Origin of the sequence: Oceanobacillus sp. FSL W7-1293, from assembly GCF_037969815.1 — a bacterium.
In the GTDB taxonomy this organism is placed as follows: Bacteria; Bacillota; Bacilli; order Bacillales; family Amphibacillaceae; genus Oceanobacillus; species Oceanobacillus oncorhynchi.
The window spans coordinates 2,830,713-2,852,942 of the sequence record NZ_CP150212.1; the positions used below are offsets into that span (position 1 = coordinate 2,830,713).

15 protein-coding genes are annotated in these 22,230 nt (G+C 40.8%); 3 read left to right on the top strand and 12 right to left on the bottom strand.

The annotated features are described in order from the left end of the window. Positions 1–3: 3 nt before the first annotated feature. From addA to MKY65_RS13910, 7 genes are all read right to left on the bottom strand, one after another. Positions 4–3,720 carry a helicase-exonuclease AddAB subunit AddA gene (gene addA / locus MKY65_RS13880; RefSeq protein ID WP_339177733.1) on the bottom strand — a complete coding sequence of 1,239 codons (3,717 nt, stop codon included), beginning with the start codon at positions 3,718–3,720 and terminating at the stop codon, positions 4–6. Continuing rightward, on the bottom strand, positions 3,713–7,210 hold the full coding sequence (gene addB, locus MKY65_RS13885) for a helicase-exonuclease AddAB subunit AddB (protein ID WP_339177735.1): 3,498 nt from the start codon (positions 7,208–7,210) through the stop codon (positions 3,713–3,715). Before addB ends, addA begins: the two co-directional genes overlap by 8 nt. A gap of 788 nt (positions 7,211–7,998) precedes the next feature. Beyond that, positions 7,999–8,547 carry a signal peptidase I gene (gene lepB, locus MKY65_RS13890; RefSeq protein WP_339177738.1) on the bottom strand — a complete coding sequence of 183 codons (549 nt, stop codon included), beginning with the start codon at positions 8,545–8,547 and terminating at the stop codon, positions 7,999–8,001. A gap of 159 nt (positions 8,548–8,706) precedes the next feature. Then, positions 8,707–9,345: a TVP38/TMEM64 family protein gene (locus MKY65_RS13895; RefSeq protein WP_289585459.1), complete on the bottom strand. Its 639-nt coding sequence runs from the start codon at positions 9,343–9,345 to the stop codon at positions 8,707–8,709. 380 nt (positions 9,346–9,725) lie between these two features. Beyond that, positions 9,726–10,190 carry a competence protein ComK gene (locus tag MKY65_RS13900; RefSeq protein WP_042534605.1) on the bottom strand — a complete coding sequence of 155 codons (465 nt, stop codon included), beginning with the start codon at positions 10,188–10,190 and terminating at the stop codon, positions 9,726–9,728. 229 nt (positions 10,191–10,419) lie between these two features. After that, positions 10,420–11,415 (bottom strand): lipoate--protein ligase, encoded by a 996-nt coding sequence (locus tag MKY65_RS13905; RefSeq protein ID WP_339177742.1) that lies wholly within the window; start codon positions 11,413–11,415, stop codon positions 10,420–10,422. A 136-nt stretch (positions 11,416–11,551) separates the two neighbouring features. Beyond that, entirely contained in the window at positions 11,552–12,280 is a 729-nt protein-coding gene (locus MKY65_RS13910) for an MBL fold metallo-hydrolase (RefSeq protein ID WP_339177744.1), read from the bottom strand. 114 nt (positions 12,281–12,394) lie between these two features. On the opposite strand from MKY65_RS13910, the gene yhfH reads away from it, so the two are divergent. Next, positions 12,395–12,526: a protein YhfH gene (gene yhfH, locus MKY65_RS13915; RefSeq protein WP_084612985.1), complete on the top strand. Its 132-nt coding sequence runs from the start codon at positions 12,395–12,397 to the stop codon at positions 12,524–12,526. 266 nt (positions 12,527–12,792) lie between these two features. Next, positions 12,793–14,613: an oligoendopeptidase F gene (pepF, locus tag MKY65_RS13920; RefSeq protein WP_339177748.1), complete on the top strand. Its 1,821-nt coding sequence runs from the start codon at positions 12,793–12,795 to the stop codon at positions 14,611–14,613. A 270-nt stretch (positions 14,614–14,883) separates the two neighbouring features. Here pepF and MKY65_RS13925 read toward each other — a convergent pair whose 3' ends face one another. The 5 genes from MKY65_RS13925 to MKY65_RS13945 all read right to left on the bottom strand — a co-directional run bounded on the left by MKY65_RS13925 (position 14,884) and on the right by MKY65_RS13945 (position 21,504). Then, positions 14,884–15,453 (bottom strand): GNAT family protein, encoded by a 570-nt coding sequence (locus MKY65_RS13925; protein WP_339177751.1) that lies wholly within the window; start codon positions 15,451–15,453, stop codon positions 14,884–14,886. 153 nt (positions 15,454–15,606) lie between these two features. Beyond that, positions 15,607–17,013, bottom strand: a complete 1,407-nt coding sequence (gene hemY, locus MKY65_RS13930; RefSeq protein WP_339177753.1) for a protoporphyrinogen oxidase — start codon at positions 17,011–17,013, stop codon at positions 15,607–15,609. After that, positions 17,013–17,948: a ferrochelatase gene (gene hemH, locus MKY65_RS13935; RefSeq protein ID WP_339177755.1), complete on the bottom strand. Its 936-nt coding sequence runs from the start codon at positions 17,946–17,948 to the stop codon at positions 17,013–17,015. Before hemH ends, hemY begins: the two co-directional genes overlap by 1 nt. A 119-nt stretch (positions 17,949–18,067) precedes the next feature. After that, positions 18,068–19,105 (bottom strand): uroporphyrinogen decarboxylase, encoded by a 1,038-nt coding sequence (gene hemE / locus MKY65_RS13940; protein ID WP_339177758.1) that lies wholly within the window; start codon positions 19,103–19,105, stop codon positions 18,068–18,070. A gap of 197 nt (positions 19,106–19,302) precedes the next feature. Continuing rightward, positions 19,303–21,504, bottom strand: a complete 2,202-nt coding sequence (locus tag MKY65_RS13945) for a PBP1A family penicillin-binding protein (protein WP_339177760.1) — start codon at positions 21,502–21,504, stop codon at positions 19,303–19,305. Between the two features lie 186 nt (positions 21,505–21,690). Between MKY65_RS13945 and MKY65_RS13950 the strand changes: the two genes are divergently transcribed. Beyond that, the gene (locus MKY65_RS13950; protein WP_339177762.1) at positions 21,691–22,188 is read left to right on the top strand and encodes an antibiotic biosynthesis monooxygenase; all 498 of its coding nucleotides are present in this window, start codon (positions 21,691–21,693) and stop codon (positions 22,186–22,188) included. Positions 22,189–22,230 lie beyond the last annotated feature (42 nt).

The following is a 22,230-nucleotide window of genomic DNA, read 5'->3' on the forward strand; positions in this document are numbered from 1 at the left end:
CGGCTACTCCCCTTTGATAAGCAGTCCTTTTGAAAAGAAATAGAGATAGGTTTCCTCCACAGGCTGCTTCCAGATTTCTTCTATAGCGTATCGATAAAGCTCAAGCTGGGTCTTATATCGTTTTTTCAATTTTTCTTCCAATTTCTCTGACATTTCTTCTGTAATCCGGTCTGTTTTATAATCAAGAATAATCCAGCCGTTTTCTGAAGGGATAATACAGTCAATAACTCCCTGGATCAACACTTTTTCTGAGGAGGCCCCCTGCCAGTCAGCATATACCTTTTCGGCCGGCAGCATTAAACTGAATGGCACTTCCTTATACAACTTTTTCTTATCAAAAATCTTTTGTGCAATAGCGGATTCTAAAAATGCGATAATATCCGAAGCGGATACACTTTCTGCTTCTGCAGCTGTCATTTTCTCCTCCTGCACCAGTTTTTCAATAAATTCCTCTACTTCTTCATTTGCAAGCATGCCTTTTAGAGGAAGATGCTGCATCACGGTATGAAGTGCGGTCCCTTTTTCGGCCGGTGTTAATTTCTTTTCCGCTTGCATAAATCTTGGTCTTTTCGTAATTGGAGCCTTCGTCGCTGCGGGAAGCATTTTTTCATCACTATACGTATCCTTTTGCTCCTGCTGACGTTTCAACTCGGTTACAGATTGCTTCGCACGTGAATGAGCAGCTTCCTGATAGGGATACTGATAAGAAAGACGGTGATCCACCCAAGCATCTAACGCTTTATCTTTCTGTTCAATCGGATCCCAATTTCTGATATGCGTTTTTAAAGCATCCTGTTTCTCCTGTACCCGGTTTTCAAAGGCAATAATATCCTGACGCGGATAAATGTTTGCCTCCCACTTGGACGCATCCTGCGTAATCGCAGACAAAACCTGATTACCTATCTCCTCTTCCCGCAGGACTTCTCCCTGCGGATGACGGATAAGCGCAGGGCCAATCCAATCCAGATAAGTCTTTGCTCCAACCCGGAAATAAGCCGGCAGCACCCAGTCTGGATGGTGCGCAATCCAGGACCATGCTGCTTTCCGCTTCTCCGCCGAATCCACTGTCCCCACCATAAACAGCTTCTCTTCCGCACGTGTCAGGGCAACATACAATAGACGAATTTCTTCAGATAATTGTTCTCTCCTGATTTTTTCCCGCATCGCATGATAAAACAACGTAGAATATTGAATTCGTTTCTCGGGATCAATAAATTTACTGGCAAAGCCCAAATCCTTATGAAGCAGATACTTTTGATTTAAATCCATCATATTAAATGATTTGCCAATGCCGCCGAGGATAACGACCGGGAATTCCAGTCCTTTACTTTTATGAATCGTCATTATCCGGACAACATCTTCCTGCTCACTGAGTGCACGGGCAGCACCTAAGTCCTTTTGCTCTTCTTCCATTCTTTCAATGAATCGCAAGAAGCGGTATAAACCGCGAAAGGACGTTTCTTCATAGCTTCTTGCCCGATCATACAGCGCCCGTAAATTTGCCTGACGCTGCTTTCCTCCAGGGATACCGCCGACAAAATCATAGTAGCCGGTTTCCCGGTAAATCTGCCAAATCAATTCCGAGAGCGCTCCCTGCTGGGCAGATAACCTTAAATTATCCAGCAGCTCCTGGAATTCCTTTAACTGTTCTGTTACACTGTTATCTTCTTTTGCCATGTATGCTAAGAGGGCATCATAAAAATTACCGTGACGATCAGCTAAACGGATAGCCGCTAAATCATTTTCCTGCAGCCCGACGATAGGCGACCGCAGTACAGCAGCCAGCGGAATATCCTGACGCGGATTATCGACAGTCTTTAATAAACTGATCATGACTCTGATTTCAATCGCTTCAAAATAGCCGGAGGTCAGTTCAGCATAGACAGGTATACCTTGTTTTTTCAGCTCGTCCATAATTACCGGGGCCCATGTCATTGAACGCATTAAAATAACGATATCCCGATACATCAAATTACGGTGCTGCCCTTTTCCTTTATCCACCACCTGCATCGGTGTTCCATTCTCTCCGGTGCCAATCCATTCCTGTATTTTTTTAGCATAGGCGCGAGCTTCAATTTGCGCCTTTTCTAAATCTTCCTCTGTTTCTTCTCCTCCATCGGATTTCTGTCCCTGCGGAGAATCAATCAGCAGCAATTCCGGATTGGAGTCGAATGGAAATTCATCGTACATGCGGTTACCATAAATCAATTCAGCATCCTCGTCATAGGCAATATCCCCGACCGATTCATCAAACAGCTGACGGAATAAATAGTTTGCACCAATCAACACTTCTCCGCGGCTCCGGAAATTCCGGTTGAGATCAATTCGTTCTGCCGGATCATCGTTTGCGGCAAATTGTTTATACTTTTCGATAAACAGGGAAGGCTCTGCATGACGAAACCCATAGATACTTTGCTTCACATCGCCAACCATAAACATGTTCCCATTATCTTCCGGGTTGCGGACTAACTGCAGTATACTTTCCTGCACCAGGTTCGTATCCTGATATTCATCAACGAGTACCTCTTTAAACTGCTTTTGCAGCTGGAAAGCAATCGAAGAAGCCTGTCTGCTGTTATCCTCTGGATTTGTCTCTGTTAAAATGTCCAGACAATAATGCTCCAAATCATTAAAATCAACGATAGCCTGCTCTTTTTTTCGATTTTGAAACTTATCCATATAGTCTTCTACCATCAAGGTCATTTGTTTCAAAACTGGTGCCATTTCCTGCATATCCTGAATATGAGCAGGCAAGCTGCGGACAAACCATTTTTCCTTCATCTTGTCCCATCTGTCCTTGACTTTTTTCCGGAAATCCTTCACTTGTTCCCGTTTCTCTGGATTATCGTCTGCTTTTTTTCTGGATAAAGCAGCAAACTTTGCATCTTGAACAAATTGGTGTAATGCCTCCCAATGCGTTATTTTTTCCATCGCTGTATCAAGTATCGCTGTATCCTTTTCCAAGGCATTCAGATAATGATACGGTCCATCCGGCTCTCTTGCCACAGCAATAGCTAATGCATTCTCCTGCTTCATTGCTTCTAATTGACCCGCTATTTCTTCCTTCACCTCCTGAATCCAGGGGATGGTCTCTTCCGTCCAATTCTCCTCTATTTCATAATTAGCCGTCAGCTGGTGCAGCCATGCTTTGGGTGATGGATGCTGGACTGCAAAATTTGCCGTCCGTAAAATTAACTCTTCCACATCTCTGTCACTTCGGTCATTAGAAAAGCGGTTCACCACTTCAAAGAACGTTTCCTGCTCCGTATTCGAATCATCATACCAGCCCTCCAGCAGCTCATCCAGAACTTCTCGTTTGATCATATCCATCTCTACCTCATCGGCAATCCGGAAAGAAGGATCCAGTTCGATCATAAAGGCATTTTTTCGTACAATATCTAAACAAAAAGAGTGCAATGTCGAAATAGAAGCTCTCTGTAATAAGGACAGCTGCTTTTTTAAATGAAGTGATCCAGGCTTTTCAGCCAGTGCCTTTTCTAACGCTGCTCCAACTCTCGCCCGCATTTCCTGAGCTGCAGCGTTTGTAAAGGTAACGACGAGTAATTCATCGATGTTGATTGCGTCTTCTTCCTTTAGTAGTTTCTGAATGATACGTTCTACAAGAACAGCTGTTTTTCCGGAACCAGCTGCTGCGGCTACGAGGATATCCGTACCGCTTTGATAAATTGCCCGTTCCTGTTCCTGTGTCCATTTAACCACGGATTTCCCCTCCTTTTAGCCGTTCAATCACTTCTTTTTCTTTCATATTTGCTATTTTTCTATAATTATTTCCTTCTAACGCAGGATCAAACTGACAAACTGCATGAAAAGGACAATACGTACATGCTTCGGTCTCTTTTTTCAGAAACGGATTAATTTCTACTCCGCCTGAAGTCATATCCAGTCCCGCCTGCTTCAGTAATCCATGGATATGATTTTTCAATTGTTCAAATGTATCTTCATCGGCAATTTTCGAATTGCTGTTGAATGTACCATCTTTTTTCAGTCCGGCAGGAATAATATGACTGTTTCCCGATTCTAATGACTCGTCCATCATTCTGGCGATTTCCTCATCGGATAAAAGGAGCCCTCTCATTTTATAAGACTTAAAGATTTGCTCCTCGATATCGCTGTCTAATTTCTCTTTATCCATATTAATCATTGGATTATGCACATGGAAATAAAGGACACCCGCAGGACTCGCCTGCTGACCGAGCCATTTTTCGGAATGAGTCAGTACAACATCTAAATACGTCAGCATTTGCAGGGCAAGACCATAGTAAACTTCCAATAAATCCAACGCACGGGAGCTTGATTTATAGTCGATAATCCGTAAATATAAATCCTGATGGAGCTGTGCTTTATCCACCCGGTCAATTCTTCCGCGCAGCAGCAGCTCATACCCATTTTCAAGCGGCAAAATAAGCGGCGGCAACGGGCTGTTCTTCTCTCCAAAGCTGAGTTCAAGACCAATTGGACTGAAATCTGTCTGTCTCGCCTGCTCACTTAATATAAATGCTGCCCTGGCAATAATCTCCTCCAGCTTTTGCTGAATAAATGTGTAACGGTTCGAGCTGTGCAAGATTTGATGCTGCAGTACGGGAGATAATTTCTGAATCGCCCGGTGTGCATAATTTGCCGATGTCTCCCTGGTAAGCTGCTTAAAGTCTGTTTTTTCATTTTGAACCCACTCTGTAATGAGGCGTAATGCTTCGTGGAATAATTGTCCGATATCCGGAGCATCCAATTTATATGTTTCTCTTTCCTTCAAATTCAAGCTGTAACGGGCAAAATGCTGGTACGAACATCTGTAATAAGATTCCAGACGGCTGACACTTGCCTTAATTTGGTTTGGATAAAGTTCTTCCGCTGTTTCCTTTTTTAAATGCTCCGGCTGGTTTTTATAAAATAAGCCTTGTAATATGCGATAGGTCATACGGTATTTCGGCTGATTTTTTACATACCAGTTATAAACAGCAAACCAGGCATTATCAATCTCATAACCGCGCTGCAATCTTGCAAATTGCGTCGTCAGAGCTGCTCTTGTTTTCGTTTCGGTCGTAATAAATCGCGTTGTATCCGCAGTATCCTCCACATCTTGAAATAATACATGCTCCTGCGTTGCCGGAAACAGGCCTTCTATTCTATGAACAACCTGAGAAGGGACCTTCGCTTTTCCCTCCTCATCACTAATTGGATAACTGATCATCAGCTTATCCTTTGCTACAGTTACAGATAAATAGATATAAAACCAATCATCCAGCAGCTGCCGTTTTCCATTATCCGCAAGCTTCAAACCATTTTGCTCCAGCAAATCTCTTTCTTCATCGTCAATCATGCCATCGATTGTCGGCTTCATCGGCCATATTCCTTCATTCACACCAAGTAAAAACGCGCAGCGGACATCAGACATTCTTGACCTGTCAATCGTTCCCACTAACACATGATCCATGGTCGGGGGCACATGCGAAAATTCCAAAGCTTCTGCACCGGCATTGATGGAGGCATTGAAAGTAGGCATATCCATTTTTTCGTCACCAGCTATTTCTACCATTTCATCCATTAATTGGAGCACTGCATCCCAGACCTGCTGCTGCTCCCTTCCTCTTTCAGGAATGCCTTGTTCGTCGAAGGATGCACGCATTTCTTCCAGCTTTTCGGGTACGCCTAGTGATTCCAGCCAAATAAAAATAGCTTCACAGCGATCTTTTACACTTTCTGCTGCACGAAAGCTTTCATCAAAAGGACGGAGTGCATGCGTTATTTGGTTGCGATAACGATTGATTTTGTCTTGCATCTCCCTTTCCGTGTTTGTCTGCGCAGCCTGATCAAAGCCGCGGAAACGTTGATATTTCCAAGGTTTATTATCTAACCACTGCTTTCGGTAACGAATACCATACTCTATCGTATAGTTCTCTAATTGATCAATGGCATCACTGGTTAAAGGAAACTCCTCATCACTGGCAGGGATAAATCCTGTTTTTAAAACCCGGAAAATGGCATCGGATCGCCAGCCATTTTCAATTGCCTCCAGCATCGAACGAATCAGTTCAATCAATGGATGCTGCAGCATAGAACGCTTCTGATCAATAAAAACGGGAATATCGTAATCGCCAAAAATCGTTTCTATTAAATCATCATAAACATCCGGCTGTCTTACTAAAATGGAAATATCCCGATAGCGGTACTCTTCGTCTCTGACAAGGGAAAGAATTTCTCCGGCAACACCCTCTACTTCTGCACGCGGATGCACTGCTTCAGCTATTTGAATCGGAGACTCTCCTTTGTATTCCGGTAAAGGCCGCACATCAAAATTCTGTTCTAAGTGAGCAAAGTAGGCACGTTCTTTAAACTGATCCTTTGCCGGGTCTAAATAAACGGCCTGTTCCAGCGAAATACCGTTCTCTTCCGCTGCAGCTGTTAATTGGTGGTAGGTTTGATTCGTCTGGTAGAAGATATCCAGCTCCTCCAGATTCTCTGTGCCTGCCGGATCTAATGTCAAGCCAATATGAACCTGTGCACATTTCTTCATTAATTCCGTGATTACCGACAGCTCCTGCGGCGTAAAGCGGTGAAAGCCGTCAATATAAATATGCGCTCCTTCCAGCGTGCTCGCCTGCGGGATTTTTTCCATTAATATCTGCAATCTGTCTTCATTATCCATATACATATGCTGCAGCTGGTTAAGGAGCTGTTCATAAATGTAAATAAAATCATCCAGTTTTCGGACTAACCCCGTTTCCGAGGGGGATTGATGAACAAATTTATTGAATTGCTCCTGCTGCATCCGGAGTGCATCAGGTGTAATTTCATATCGCTTAAATTCTTGAATAACAGATTCTAACTGATCCAAAAATCCTTGTTTTTTGATTGCTTTTTGAAAAGCCATCCAATCTCCGCTTTTTTCAGCAATAATTTTCCGAAGCATCATTTGGGTTCCAACCGAACTGATAAAAGGCTTTAATCCGCCCCCTGTTTCTTGTAAAATCCGCCATGCAAGCCGTGAAAAGCTGGCAACCTGCGCCCGGATACTCCCATTTAAATGCTCCCGGCTGAATAAAGCTGTTTCTAATTGAAAGGTCATTTGATCCGGTACAATATAAAAAATAGCCGGACCAATCGGTTCCTTTTGCAGACGATGTTCAATATCCGTCATCATCCACTCGCTTTTATCTGTACCGGACCTGCCTAAAATAAATCGCACAGTCAATCTGATACACACTCCTTTTTTAGTGGTATATGTATGGATTACGGATAACCTTCTGCAAATTTCCCGCAGAAGGCAGTTTCGTTGTTGTTTGTTTCACATTATACCGTACTTGCCTCAAAACAAAAGCTTCTATCCTTATTTTATCAAAGATAGAAGCTCGTTCCTAATAAAAGTAATTTATCGCAGTGTAACTGGCTGAGACTGGGACGGCGATTACCAATGTTGACAGGTTAACGCGACCCGCTGCGGAAAAACACTACGCTTTCCATGGGCTTGCGCTCAGCCTCCTCGAAAAAAAAGAAGTTCACTTTTTTTCTGCGGGGTCTTCACACTGCGCTTTCCCATAGGAGTCTACGTGTTTTTCCTCCGCTAGATAGTTTTATTGCTATCTGTTTTAAATTTAAGAAAATTAATTAACCTGACTGACAACATTGCTACGATTGCTAGCCCCACCGAAGGGCTTTTGTAAGACTCCTACTTCCAGAAATGACGAATACATGTTATTGCTAAGTGGGAGATCCAACAGCCAGTAACGGTCCAATTCGTTCCGGCCTACAGGATGTAGGTCACAAAAGTGTTGCGACAACGCTTTTTGATGGGATGAGTAATCGCAGCCCCAGGACGTCGCGAACTTAACCTTTGTTCCTTTAGTCCTTCAGTGGGGGACGGAGCACCCCCACTGAAGGAAGTTTCACTTTATTTTCATCTGTTTCATGCCTGCACTAAAATGGTGAATGCTAGGATTGTTCATACATCTTACACGAACATATACCTGCTTTCCATCCGTCTTAGCGCGGCTGCTTAAATAACTGTGTTATTGGCCAATACGTCACATCCACCTTGCCGACTATTTCCTCTACAGAGACGAAACCGATTGATCTGCTGTCTAAGCTGTCTCTGCGGTTATCTCCTAATACAAACAGTTCACCTTCCGGCACCGTTTGTTCTCCAGTCACTTGCAAAAGTGTAAAGTCTTCTGTCAAAGGTGTCGCTTCCGTCTTTTCTTTTTCTTCCTGCAGAAAATCCTCAGGGATATACTCGCCATTTACATATAATTGGTCATCCTTGTATTCTACTTTTTCTCCCGGAAGCCCGACAACTCGTTTTACATAATCATTTTCTTCCGAGGCATGAAATACAATCACATCGAAACGGTAAATATCTGAAATATCACTTGTAAACGTATTAACCATCATTAAATTTCCGTCATACAGTGTGGGTTCCATGGATTTTCCGTTAACCACATAGTTTTCGAATAAAAGTGTCCGGATAAGTAAAAACACAGCGATTAATAAAACAGCGACAATAGAAACTCTTACATAGTTATATTTTTTCACTGTTATTCTTCCTTCGCTTTAGTTTAATTATTAATATCATACCCCAAAGCAAAGAAATTTAACCTTTTATCCGCGGACAGACAGTATTCGTTTAATTTTAAAAAATATATGAACGTTTTTTTATTCATTTTGTTATACTAGCTGATTTGACTTCTGTTATTATACTTGATGCTTGTCCGCTTTTTTTTGAAGTCTTTTCTCTAAATACTTGCCGAATACCCAAAAAATGATAATACCTATTCCCACTAGAATGGTCCGCACCGGATTTTGTGCAAATTCCATAATACTGGAGCCAATATAAGAAATAGAAAAAATCATCACGGTCTTCCCTAACAGCACCGCTAATAAAAATGGGTAGAAACTGATTTTTGACAGCCCGGCCACCACATTAATAACAGATGATGGAGAAAATGGGAAACATAATAATAAAAACAAAGGCCCAAAGCCATGCCGTTCTACCCAATTCGTAATCCTGGACACCTGCTTGTTATGGCGTATCCGTTTTAAGAGTCTTGTATTTCCTAAGCGCCGGATAACAAGGAACACTAGAACAGCACCTAAGCTGGCACCAAGCCAAGAATAGAGAAAACCCTCAAACAAGCCGTAAGCAGCAGCATTTCCAAGTACAAATACAATAAGCGGCAAAAATGGTAAAAAAGCTTCAAAAAAAGGAAGTGCAATACCAGGCAACGGACCGAGTCCTTCATATTGCTCCAACAGCTGGCGGATAAATTCCTCCCAGCCCTCTTCTTTTAGAAATGTCTGCCAATTTGAAAATGTAATATTCATTACGTACATACGGTCAGTCTCCCTCAAAATTCCAACAATCTTATTGATGATTATATGCTACTGCAGTTTTTTTGAAAAGTATAAACTTCTCTGTCCAATGAAACTCAATCTATCACCAGGGTACCCTATTATAATTATATTTATTATCATCATGGATGGAGGCAGAGAAGGTTTTATAATCATATTCTTAAGCAATAACATTATTTTATGCAGAGGCCTGTCAAAAAACCGGCTTTTATTCCAGGTAGCTTTATATTATTATGTCTGAAGTTGGCTGAGGTGATTTTGAGAGGAGACTGAGGAAAAGCAGAAAAACGAAGATGAAGTAACAACTCTTCTAATCATTTATTATCTCTTGATCCCATTTGAAATCCTGTACTGCAGGGTTACTAAAATGCACTTCCCCGCTCATCCATAAGATAGCGTATATGAGCGGTACGCTGTATTTGATTAATAACGATGCCGTGGGAAATATCCAATGTGATGCTTCGTCCATTTTTAAATAAAATTTCCGTTGATTTACTATCTATTCTTTTAACATCTTCAATATGGGTATGTGATATCCAGGAACAGCTCTCATGGGATGGAGATTTTGTGGGAAAGAAATACATTTTATTTCTTGGATCAATCGGTATTGGAGTTTTATGTGTAATGTGGGATATACTTTTGATGCCATTTTGCCGGCCTTTTAAATCAGATCCAAAATATGCGCATGCGTATTCAATCACTTTAGTCGGCCTGCCTTTTAATACATACTCTACTTCATCTTCTAAAATACGGGTGATATTTTTCCCGTTTTCGTCCTTATCCGACAATATTGCCATCGTATAAGGGGTTATTTCTCTCATTTGCATTTTATTTTTCCTCCTTATTCCCTAGTGATATGGATGAGTTAAAAGCATTATAGCACCAAACTGAGGAAAAAGAAATAATTATTTTAAAAATTTTGCATTATTTTTAAAAACAAAGAAAATTCATGCGTTAAATTCTGGAATTAATACCGACAAAAAACTTCATTCTGCGCAGAGCTCTTAACGCTTCAGAATGAAGTTTTATTAAATGATTCGTATTCTGCTAGAAATTTTAGTAAAGCAATTCTAGAAATTCTTCTTTAGAAATTCTGCCAAGATAATGGGAGACATCAACCTGATCTACAGCTTCTTTGACAGCGTCGCGGTTATGGCGGACACCGGTCAGTGCATCTTCTAATACTTTTACATCACCCAAGCCAAAGAAATCGCCAAAGATGGTACAATTTTCAATGATGCCTTTCTTCACATCTAAACGAACATCAACAAGCCCACCCGGGAATTTTTTAGACTCCTGATAGTTAAATGAAGGTGATTTTCCATAGTTCCATTCCCATTGCTGATAACGTTTTTCGGAAATCTCATGAATTTTTGCCCAGTCTTCATCGGTTAATACATATTGTGGCACATCGTTAACGTCTTCCACATCAAAAATATAGCGTAAAATCAATTCCTTAAATTCATCCATAGATATTGGGTTATCCAGATATTCAGCGATATTTGCCACGCGGCTGCGAATAGATTTAATTCCTTTTGATTCAATTTTAATCTTTTTCACCTTTAATGCTTTGGTTAACTCTTCTAATTGGGAATCCAGCATTAACGTTCCATGGCTGAACATACGGCCTCGGGTAGAGAACATCGCATTGCCAGATATTTTTCTTCCCTCTACAGCTAAATCATTTCTTCCTTGCAATTCAACCGGCACACCGATGTTATTCAAAGCATCGACAACTGGCTGTGTAAATTTAGCGAAATTCTGAAAGCTGTTGCCATCATCCTTCGTAATAAAGCTGAAATTTAAATTTTGTTCATCATGGTAAACTGCGCCGCCGCCGGAAAGACGTCGAACAACCTTAATTCCTTGTTCATCCACATAATCGGTATTAATCTCTTCAATTGTATTTTGATTTCGTCCAATAATAATAGAAGGACTGTTTACATAAAATAAGAGGTATGTATCTTTCTCACCAAAATTTTCAAGAATATATTCTTCAATAGCCAGATTAATTTGAGGGTCTGTGATTCCTTTATTATCAATAAATTTCAACTTACTATTCCTCCCTTTATTTTCACTAGTTTTATTCTAACGTATAAATTATTGCAAATCAAAACTTCTACCTGCAAGCAGGCGTTTAAAAAGCATTACAAGAACTCGCAGCAGCTTAGGGAACAACTCTTATAAGTTATTCCCAGACATATCCCTCCTCCGCTAACATAATCGGGCCTGTATAAATTTTTTCTGCTTCCTCCTTCAACTGTTCTAGTACACTAAACTGAGGCAGGTGGCTAAGCACTAATTCCCTCACATTTGCAGCCTTCGCAATGCCGGCAGCTTCCTCACTATTCATGTGTCCGGCTGCTGTTCCATCCTGTCCTTTAAAATAATTACAATCTGTTATAAGTACATCCGCATCTTTTGCGAATGGAATCCACGCTTCAGTGTAGCTGCTGTCTGCAGTATATACAATCGTCTTTTTTCCGTCCGTAATACGCATACCAAAGCATGGAACCGGATGCGCTGTCCTTAGAAATGTAATGGAAAAAGGACCTATTTTCAATTCTTCCTCCGGGCTATAAGCAACCCCTTCTGTATACTGATGGGACAGGGATGAGAAGCCATCTTCATCTTCTGTATGTCCATATATTTTTAGTTTCTTTTCATTATTATGCACATAATAATCAATCAGTTTTGCATATTGGAGTACACCGATATCTGCTACATGATCATGGTGATAATGAGATAAAATCACTGCATCCAGTTCAGGTACAGATGTGAATTTCTGCAGCTTGGACAGGGCCCCGCTCCCTAGATCCAGCACCAATTTATAATCGTCTTTTTCTAACAAATAGCTTGAAGTAGCGCCATCTTTATTGGGATAGCCGCCCCAAAAGCCGATAATAGTTAATTTCATCTTAAAAACAGCTCCTCAAAAAATATTTAAAAATTGTAGCAATACAGTGTTGACATCAATATTCTGTTATAGTACAATACTTTTAAATCATTTAAAACATTAGGAGGAATCGAAATGACTGGAATTATCGAATTTTTTAAAAATCTGCCAAAGAAGAAATGTGCAAAATGTGGAAATGCAATGGTAAATGAAAAGGCAGATTGTTATGGCAACATTTGTGACGATTGTGATTATCCAGGGCGTTAATAGATTTTACCAGTAAAACCAATAGCAAGGCATTACTGTTATTCTCGCTCTGTTTAATATGAAGAATTCCCATAAGTTATATCCTTCTCCTGAATAGCCTGTACTCGGCTATTCTTTTTTTTGCACATTTATTGCTTCTGTGATAAAATGCTATAATTTTCCCCTTCTGTGTACTATAATTAATTAGGTAATCGAATTAATGGCTAACATATTGCTGTATCTATATTTTCTTTGATAGACAGTAATATTTCAAGCATTTGGGAGGAATGACGATGACAGAAGAAAGCAGAAGATATCGGAAAGATGTTCCTGTTGAACAGACATGGGATTTAACAGATCTTTTTCCAGACAAAGAAAGCTGGGAAAAAGCATTGAAGGACATTGTTGAAGAAGCTGACCAAATTACCGCTTTCAAAGGAAAGCTTTCTGAAAATGCAAACACTTTATTACATGCTATTAAAACTGCAGAAGCTTACCAGCAGAAGGTTATTCATGTTGCCGTTTATGCAAATTTATTAGTAAGTGCAGACGGGAGCGATCCGGCTAATCAGGGAGCTGCTGCAAAGAGCGGAGCTGCTCTTGCTGCAATCCGTTCCAAGATTTCCTTCTTTGAAACAGAGCTTCTTAGCCTGACTTCATCTGAAATCGAGCAGTTTATAAAGGATGAGCCTGAGCTTGAAACATATCGGAAATATTTGTTTGATATTTTAGAGCAGAAGGAGCATATCCTTTCACCTGAATTAGAGGAAGCTTTATCTGCCCTCGGCGAAGTTTTAGAAGCTCCACACAATATCTTTTCACGAAGTAAACAGTCTGATATGCAGTTCAAAAGTGTAACAGACAGTCAGGGAAAAACACAGCCAATGAGTGAACCGTTATACGAAGAAAGCTACGAATATTCAGAGGATACCGCACTGAGAAGAAACGCCTACGAATCCTTTATAGAAACATTGGAACAATATAAAAATACGTATGCTGCTACCTATCAGACAGAAATTACAAAACAGGTACAGCTTTCCAAGTTAAGAAAATATGATTCTGTTACGGATATGCTTTTAGCACCACAGCAGGTAACCACGGAAATGTATCATAATCAATTAGATGTTATCCAGGAAAAATTAGCTCCGCACATGCAGAAATACGCGAAATTACTAAAAGAAAAGCTCGGGCTGGAAGAATTGCGATTCAGTGATTTAAAAGCGCCGCTGGACCCTGCGTTTAATCCGAGTACATCCTATGAAGAGGCTTCCGAGACCATTTTAAACGCACTCGATATGATGGGGCCGGAATATATCGAAGGAATGAAAAAAGCATTATCGGACCGCTGGGTAGACCGTGCTGAAAATGTTGGTAAAGCAAGCGGCGCATTCTGTTCGAGCCCATATGGAGCACATCCATATATTCTGGTAACCTGGGCTGATAAAATGCGCAACGCCTTTATTCTTGCACATGAATTAGGGCATGCCGGCCACTTCTATTTAGCCGGTAAAAACCAGACACTTTTTAATACACGTCCATCAACTTATTTTATTGAAGCACCGTCTACATTAAATGAGCTGCTGCTCGCTGATCATTTAATGCGCGCAAACAAAGATAATCCGCGGATGAAACGCTGGGTAATCACTCAATTATTGGGAACCTATTATCATAACTTTATTACACATCTATTAGAAGGTGCATTCCAGCGTAAGGTTTATGATTTGGCTGAAAAAGGTACTCCGTTAACAGCTGATGTTTTATGCAGAGAGAAGCGTCAAGTATTAGAATCCTTCTGGGGAGACACCGTCACTTTTGATGATGGTGCCGGCTTAACCTGGATGCGTCAGCAGCATTACTATATGGGTCTGTATCCATATACCTACTCTGCCGGTTTAACCGTTTCAACAACAATGGCTAAGCGGATTCGTGAGGAAGGACAGCCTGCTGTGGCTGACTGGTTAAACGTCTTAAAATCAGGCGGTACCAAGCGTCCGCTTGACTTAATTAACGATGCAGGCATTGATATGTCCAATCCAAAAAATATCGAAATTGCGGTAGATTATGTCGGTTCATTAATTGATGAATTAATCGTAAGCTATTCGGAGTAATTTGTTTTAAGCTTTAATGCTTTCATTAACCTGACAACATTGGTAATCACAATCCCAGCTCCGCCAAAAAGCCAGACGGGTACTATGCCAGTCTGGCTTTTTGGTATTTTTTAAAAAACCAAGAATATTACTCGGGCTTTAAAACATCCGTGTTCTCGCCGAAGAGATGTCCGCTACGACGGTTTTATTACTATCTGTATCAAAATTAATATAATTTATTAATCTGACAACATTGGTAACCGCAGTCCCATCTTTAAGAAAAGCTGCGCCTCACCTGTCCCACTCAGCTCGCAATATCCCATATACTTCCCGGTCATGAATTGTATCCCCTATCATTTCATCTGCCCGTATGGTTCCTTCATGTTTAAATCCCAGTCTTTCGGGGACCGCTGCACTTTTTTTATTACTTACGGCGGTTTTAATTTCTACTTTATTTAATCCCAATTCGTGAAATGCATAATTCACCATTGCAGCACAGGTATGTGTCATGATTCCTTTATTTGTATATGGTTCTCCCAGCCAGTATCCAATTTCCGTTTTCTTTACTTTCCAATCAAAATATAAGAAACCAATGGAACCGGCTAATTCTTCCTTATACCATATCCCGGCCCAAAAGCCCTCTTTATTTACGAAACGAAATAAGGACCTTTTAATAAAACTTTTGGAATCCTCCATCTGATTGGTTACAGATGGAAAGGATAACCAGTTGCTTAAAAAATTTTTGTTGTCGCTGACTAAATCAAATAAGTTTTCTGCATCGTTTTCTTCCAGCAACGAAATCATGATCTCTTGATTGACTTGATTATATAGCAGCTGCTCCCCCTCCTCTTTCTCTTTCATTCGCATTTATTCTTACGTAGTTTCATGATAAACGAATGCTTTTTTTAAAAAACAAGTTATTTTTCTTCATTCTATCATTTATTTACTTCTGTCCGTAAGAAAAACAGCCACAGAACCAAACATTCCATAGCTGTTTTAAGTCATATATTCAACTTATTTATTTTGAGTCAATGCTTCTATTGCCAATTCTGCACCCTTTTGTCCGTGCTCAATACAATCCGGAAGTCCCGTACCGTCATAAGAGCTGCCAATCAGCTCCAGGTTTGGAAGCTGACTGGCCACATAATCCCGGATTCTGCTGACAAGCTCTAAATGCCCTGTGTGGTACTGTGGTCTTGCCTCAATAAATCTAGTAATCTCATAAAATAAAGGCTTTCCCTTTACTTTCATTACTTTATTTAAATCCTTCAACACAATATCCACCAGCGTCTCATCGGATTCTTTTACAATCTCCTGATCATCAGGTTTACCGACATAACAGCGCAGTAAAGCTTTCCCTGCAGGTGCAGTTCCTTCCCATTTACGATGGGTCCACGTGCATGCAGTGAAGCGGTAATTACTATTTCTAGTAACCAAAAATCCGGTTCCGTCTAAATCACGCTTAATTTGTTTTTCATCAAAAGCGAGTACGACATTTGCTGTGGATGTCGCCGGAATAGCATATAATTCCTGCAGCGCTGGATGCTTACTCAGCATTCCGGGAACCTGAGTATGCGGAACAGCTGCTAAAACAAAATCTGCTGCTAACACCTCTCCGGAATCTAATAGAAGATGATAACCTGCTTCTTTCCTCTCTATATGATTCACTTTATTTTCACGGAGGATTTTCACCGTATCCAGCTTTGCTTCAAGTGCATCAACAAGCGTCTGTAAACCATTTGTAAAAGAGAAAAACTGTCCTTGGGCAGGCTTGCTGTTTTTAACCGGTTTCGACGTGGTCTTTCGGAGTCCTTTCATGACACTGCCGTATTCCTGCTCCATCTTTCCAAAAACAGGGTAAATTGCCTCCAGGCTCATTTGATCAATATCACCAGAATGAATTCCGGAAAGCAACGGATCAATTTGATTATCTACTACTTGATCTCCAAAACGGCGACGCATAAAATGTCCTAATGACTCATCCCCGGTCCTTTTTTTCCTTGGTATAATCAGATCCATTAATCCACGGATTTTACCTGTCAAAGTAAAGGAATTTGAACGCAGGAGCGGTCCAACTTCTTTTGGCACACCCATAAATGCACCCTTTGGCATTTTATGCAGCCGATTTTTAATCAGCATAAAGGACTGCCCGGTAGAATTACGTCTTGTTTGATCAAGTATACCCAATTCCTCTGCCAAATTCATTGCAGATGGTTTACGTGCTAAAAGGGAGTCTGGACCTTTTTCAATCGTAAACCCGTCTTTTTTTATCGTATGAATGCGTCCGCCCAGTCGGTTAGAGCCCTCCACTAATGTAATATCAATTGGAAGCTTTGCTGATTTCACCTGTTTTTGCAGGTGATAGGCGGCAGATAATCCTGTCATTCCGCCGCCCAGAACAACTACTTTTTTTCTATCCATCAGGAAGCAGCCTTTACTTTTTTTAATACGACATTTGCCAACGTTTCAATAAACTCTGGACGGGCATTTGGCATTTCCGGACGGTAGTAGCTTGCTCCTATCTCATCACAGACCACTTTACATTCATAATCATTATCGTATAGCACCTCAAGATGATCTGCTACAAATCCGACAGGTGTATATACAAATGCTTTGTACCCTTCTTTGTTATACAATTCACGAGTTAAATCCTGTACATCCGGCCCAAGCCAAGGATCTGGTGTGTTGCCTTCACTTTGCCAGCCTACTTCATAATTTTTCACATTAGCAGCTTCTGCTATTAATTGTGCTGTTTCCTCTAACTGCTGTTTGTATGGATCGCCATTTTGAAGAATTTTCTCCGGCAGGCTATGGGCAGATACGATTAATACCGCATTCTCTTTTTCTTCGGCAGGCATTTCTGCAAAGGTATTTTGCACACCTTTTGCCCAGAAGTCAATAAACCCTGGTTCCGTATACCAATCCTGTACAGATTCAATGTTTATACCATGTTTTTCAGCAGTACTATTCGCCCGTTCGTTATATGATTTCACGCTGAATGTAGAATAATGTGGCGCTAAAACAATGGAAACTGCTTCTTCTATACCGTCTTTTGCCATTTCCTCTACGGCATCCTCAATAAATGGAGCAATATGCTTTAAACCGATATATGCTTTAAATTCAAATTCATCCTGTACTTCATTCAGCTTGCTTTCTAAAGCATTTGTTTGTTCCTTCGTTATTTTTGCTAAAGGGGAAATGCCTCCAATTGCTTCATAACGATCCTTTAAATCCTGTAAGGCTTCTGGATCCGGTTTTCTGCCGTGACGAATATGTGTGTAGTAAGGTTCAATATCTTCTTCTTTATATGGCGTACCATATGCCATTACTAATAATCCTAATTTCTTTTTTTCCATTTCCAATACACCTCGTTACATTTTGTTATTCCGTAGTTAGAAACTATACCTTTTTATAAATCTGTTTACAGATAAGATTTAATTGTTTGACCCGGGCTTCATTAGCCCGGGTTTGCTTCTCAATTTTGCTTGGAATAGCTGTGAATCAAATCTGTCAGCCGTTTTAATGTTTCCGGCTTAATATCGGGAGTAACGCCATGACCAAGGTTAAAGACATAGCCTTCTGTGTTCATTCCTTGATCGAGAATCGCTTTCGTTCTTTTTTCAATTGTCTCCCAATCACTAAGTAAAATTGCAGGGTCCAGATTTCCTTGCAGTGCTTTCGTTACACCTAAGCTTCTCGCTTCTTCCACGGAAGTGCGCCAATCCAGGCCAATGACATCGACAGGCAGGTCATTCCATTCGAGCAGCAGATGTCTTGCTCCTACACCAAAGGTAATCAGCGGAACATCATATTTTTTTAACGCTGAAAAAATATCCATCATTACTGGTTTCATAAAATAACGGTAATCTTCCACGTTTAATGCACCGACCCACGAATCAAAGATTTGAATAGCACTTGCACCAGCTTTAATTTGCGCTTCTGCATAACGAATAATCATTTTTGACAATTTATCCATTAACGCAAACCAAGTCTGTGGTTCACGATACATTAACGCTTTTGTTTTCGTATAGTTTTTTGAAGGTCCGCCTTCAATCATATAGCTCGCTAATGTAAACGGCGCTCCGGAAAAGCCGATCAACGGCACATCAAGCTGTTCTTCTGTCAGCAGACGTATGGTATCCAGCACATAAGGAACATCACTTTCCGGGTTGATCTCACCAAGCTTTTCTATATCCTGCATAGTCCGGATCGGCTGGTCGATCACTGGGCCAATTCCGCTTTTGATTTCTACATCTACCCCGATAGCCGGCAGAGGCGTCATAATATCCTTATAAAGAATCGCCGCATCCACTCCGTAATTTTCTACCGGAAGTCTTGTAACATAAGCACAAAGCTCCGGCTGATGTGTAATTTCAAACAGGGAATATTTTTCTTTTAATGCCCGGTATTCTGGTTGGGATCTTCCAGCCTGGCGCATAAACCAAGCTGGCGTGTAGTCTGTTTTCTTTCCGCGATATGCGTCTAAAATAGTTGTATTTTTCACTTTTGCCATGCAACGTTCATCCTTTATATTCTTTTTCCATCTCTAACTATATCTATTTATCGCATTTCTGTATAGGGTTACGATTTGTTTGTCATCAAATTGTCTCATTTTATAATCATTCTAAAAAGATATTTCTTATAAAACGAAACTTCACTCAGTGGGAGTTTGACGGACGACTCTCCGTGATAAAACGAACCGGCGAGATATTAGAAAAAGGATACGGATGTGGAATGAGAACCTTCCATATTGGTAATGGGATCAACTGGAACTACGTAATACGTTTCGTTGCGGAACCACACATCATCAACGATAAATTCTGTTTCTCCTTCCACTTCTCCGACGAGTTCATCTGTACCTTCTTCTTCTTTATAAATACGGTATACGACTCGATCATCGGCGGAGCCTTCCCAGCTAAGCTTTCCTTTCAATAAAGCAAATCCGCCAAAGGTATAGCTTGCATCTACATGCTCAATGACTGGTAAATCAATCGGTTCCGGCAAAGCTTCTACACCTTCTGGCATCTCAAAGGATGCTGTTAATCCAGAACCCGTCTGGTTATCAATATCCGTCAGTATTTTTTTAGTCAAGGACGTCGGATAAGAGCTTCCTCCTGTTAAATAATGCTCTGCATCAGATCGATCATAGCCCATCCACATGGCCGTAACATAATCAGGTGTATAGCCTACAAACCAAGCATCCTTCGACGCTCCATCGACAGCTGGATGCTGCGTTGTTCCTGTTTTCCCTGCAAGCTCCTTACCGTAATAGCCGGAACTTGCTGTTCCTGTCCGGACTGTTTCTTTAAGCATTTCTGTCATATCCCAGGCAACCTGCGGGGTAAATACTTCTTCGCTGTTTGATTCAGACTGATAAAGAACTTCCCCGTTACGATCCTTTATCTCCGCTATTGCTGTCGCTTTCGACATTTCTCCGTTATTTGCAAAGGTCTGGAAGCTTTGAGCCATTTGCAGCGGCGTGACCCCTTTATTTAAGCCTCCCAGTGCAATCGATAATCCTTTATCCTCAATCGGCATCCCCATTTTCTCCAGATACGATTTCGAATTGTCTATTCCAATTTCGTTAAGCAGCCAGACTGCGGAGGTATTTGTTGATTCAACAATTGCTTGATAAATCGTTATGTTATTCTTATATTCTCCACTAACATTGGTTGCTTCATACCCATCTATATCCATATATTGATCAGGGATAATCGTATAAGGATTATACTCGTCTTCCTGCATCAGTGCAGGACCATACACAGCAACTGGTTTAAAGGTTGACCCCGGCTGCCGCTGTACATTTGTCCGGTTTAAATCGCCAAAGCTATAATCCCGTCCGCCGATAGCCGAGACAATATGTCCGTTATTCTTATCCAGCATAACAAAGGCTCCCTCTGTCCCCTCTGTATTCCCAGGGAAGAAAGCATCCTCTTGAAAGTTCTGATAAGCAACCTGCTGAAAATCATCATTCATATAGACAGTAATGTCATATCCTCCGCTTTGCAATTCGGCAAAGCTTAAGTCATGCGCTTCCGCAGCCTCTTTTATAGCAATATCAACGTAGCTGTCGACCCAAGGGTTTGTTCCTCTTTCTTCTTCTTTCAGATTGATTCCTAACCCTTTTTCCTGCTCTGCAGCCATTGTTTCTTCATCTATAAAGCCGGCTGATTCCATGGTCATTAAAACAACATTTCTGCGCTCTGCTGCTTTTTCTGGATGGTTTAAAGGCGAATATCCATTAGGTGCCTTCATTAAACCGGCAAGCAGTGCTCCTTCAGATATCGTTAAATCATCTACATCTTTTGAGAAGAAATATTCTGAAGCCTTCTGCAGCCCATATACTCCCTCTCCAAAGTAGACCTGGTTCACATATAACTCTAATATCTCATCCTTACTGAGTCTGCGCTCCAGATAAAGTGACGCCATCATTTCTTTAATTTTTCTTGTCCAGGATTTATCATTTGACAGAAAAAGATTTTTAGATAATTGCTGTGTGATGGTGCTTCCACCCTCTACTTTGCTTCTCGCTAAAATATCACGGTAAACAGCTCTGCTGATCGACTGCAGATCAATTCCCTGATGCTCATAAAACCGGCGATCTTCCACTGCAACGAATGCTTCCAGAACATGGTCCGGTATATGGTCTGTCGAAACATACTCTCTGTTCTCATTGTATAATGTCCGGATAACTTCTCCATCCTCTGTGCGGATAGTGGTCGTCAAATCAAGCTGTAAATCTTCCTCATTGGCAACCATTTTCCCGCCTAAAATAAGCAGACCATAGCCGCTTAATAATAAAAGAAAAACAGCAGCAACGGCTATTCCCAGCCATTTGAATTTTTGTCGAAAAACATTCTTCTGCTGTTTTCTGCGTTCGTTTCTTTTTTCATTTCTTCGCTCGCTTCTCATAAGTTCACCTCAAGTAGCATATACGCATTCATTATACGTTATTCTCATCTTTTGATAAAGAATGGACATCCTTAAATTACAAGGACATTCGACAAAAGGGTATTATTTTCAATATTATTTGTATTTGTGTACAATTTAATTATAAGTAGATATTCAAAGAAGGTCGACAATTGAAGGAGGAATTTTATGAAAGCATTTATGTCCAGAGGAACGATTCATTTTTTAGAAACATTGGAGAAAAAACATAAGCATATTGACTTTTACTTTATCGCCAGTAATGATGGCGGTATCGCCTATTATGAAAACAATTCTAAAAATATTTTTTCAGCCGGTCAAGCCTTTGATGTATTAAAATCGGTTGGCGAATTATCTAAGGAAGGGTATGTGGTTATGAATCATCTCCCTATTTCAGAAGACAGCAGCCCCGCCTTTGAATATCGTATGAAGCATAGCGACAGCGGCATTGAAGAAATGGAAGGCTTTCAAGCATGGCGTTTTTTACGTCAGGAAAAATCAAGTAAATATGTGGTTTTAACACAGTGGAAATCGTTCGCTGATTTTGAGAACTGGAAAAGCTCCGATCAATTTAAAAAAGCTCATGATTCGCAGCAGGCAAAACAGCCGAGCTACTTTATGGAGCGCCCGTTTGTTATTTCAGGGCATATGCATGAGAAGGAAGAATAAATACAGAAAACAAACATTCATTCAGAAGGTTGTTTTTGGACA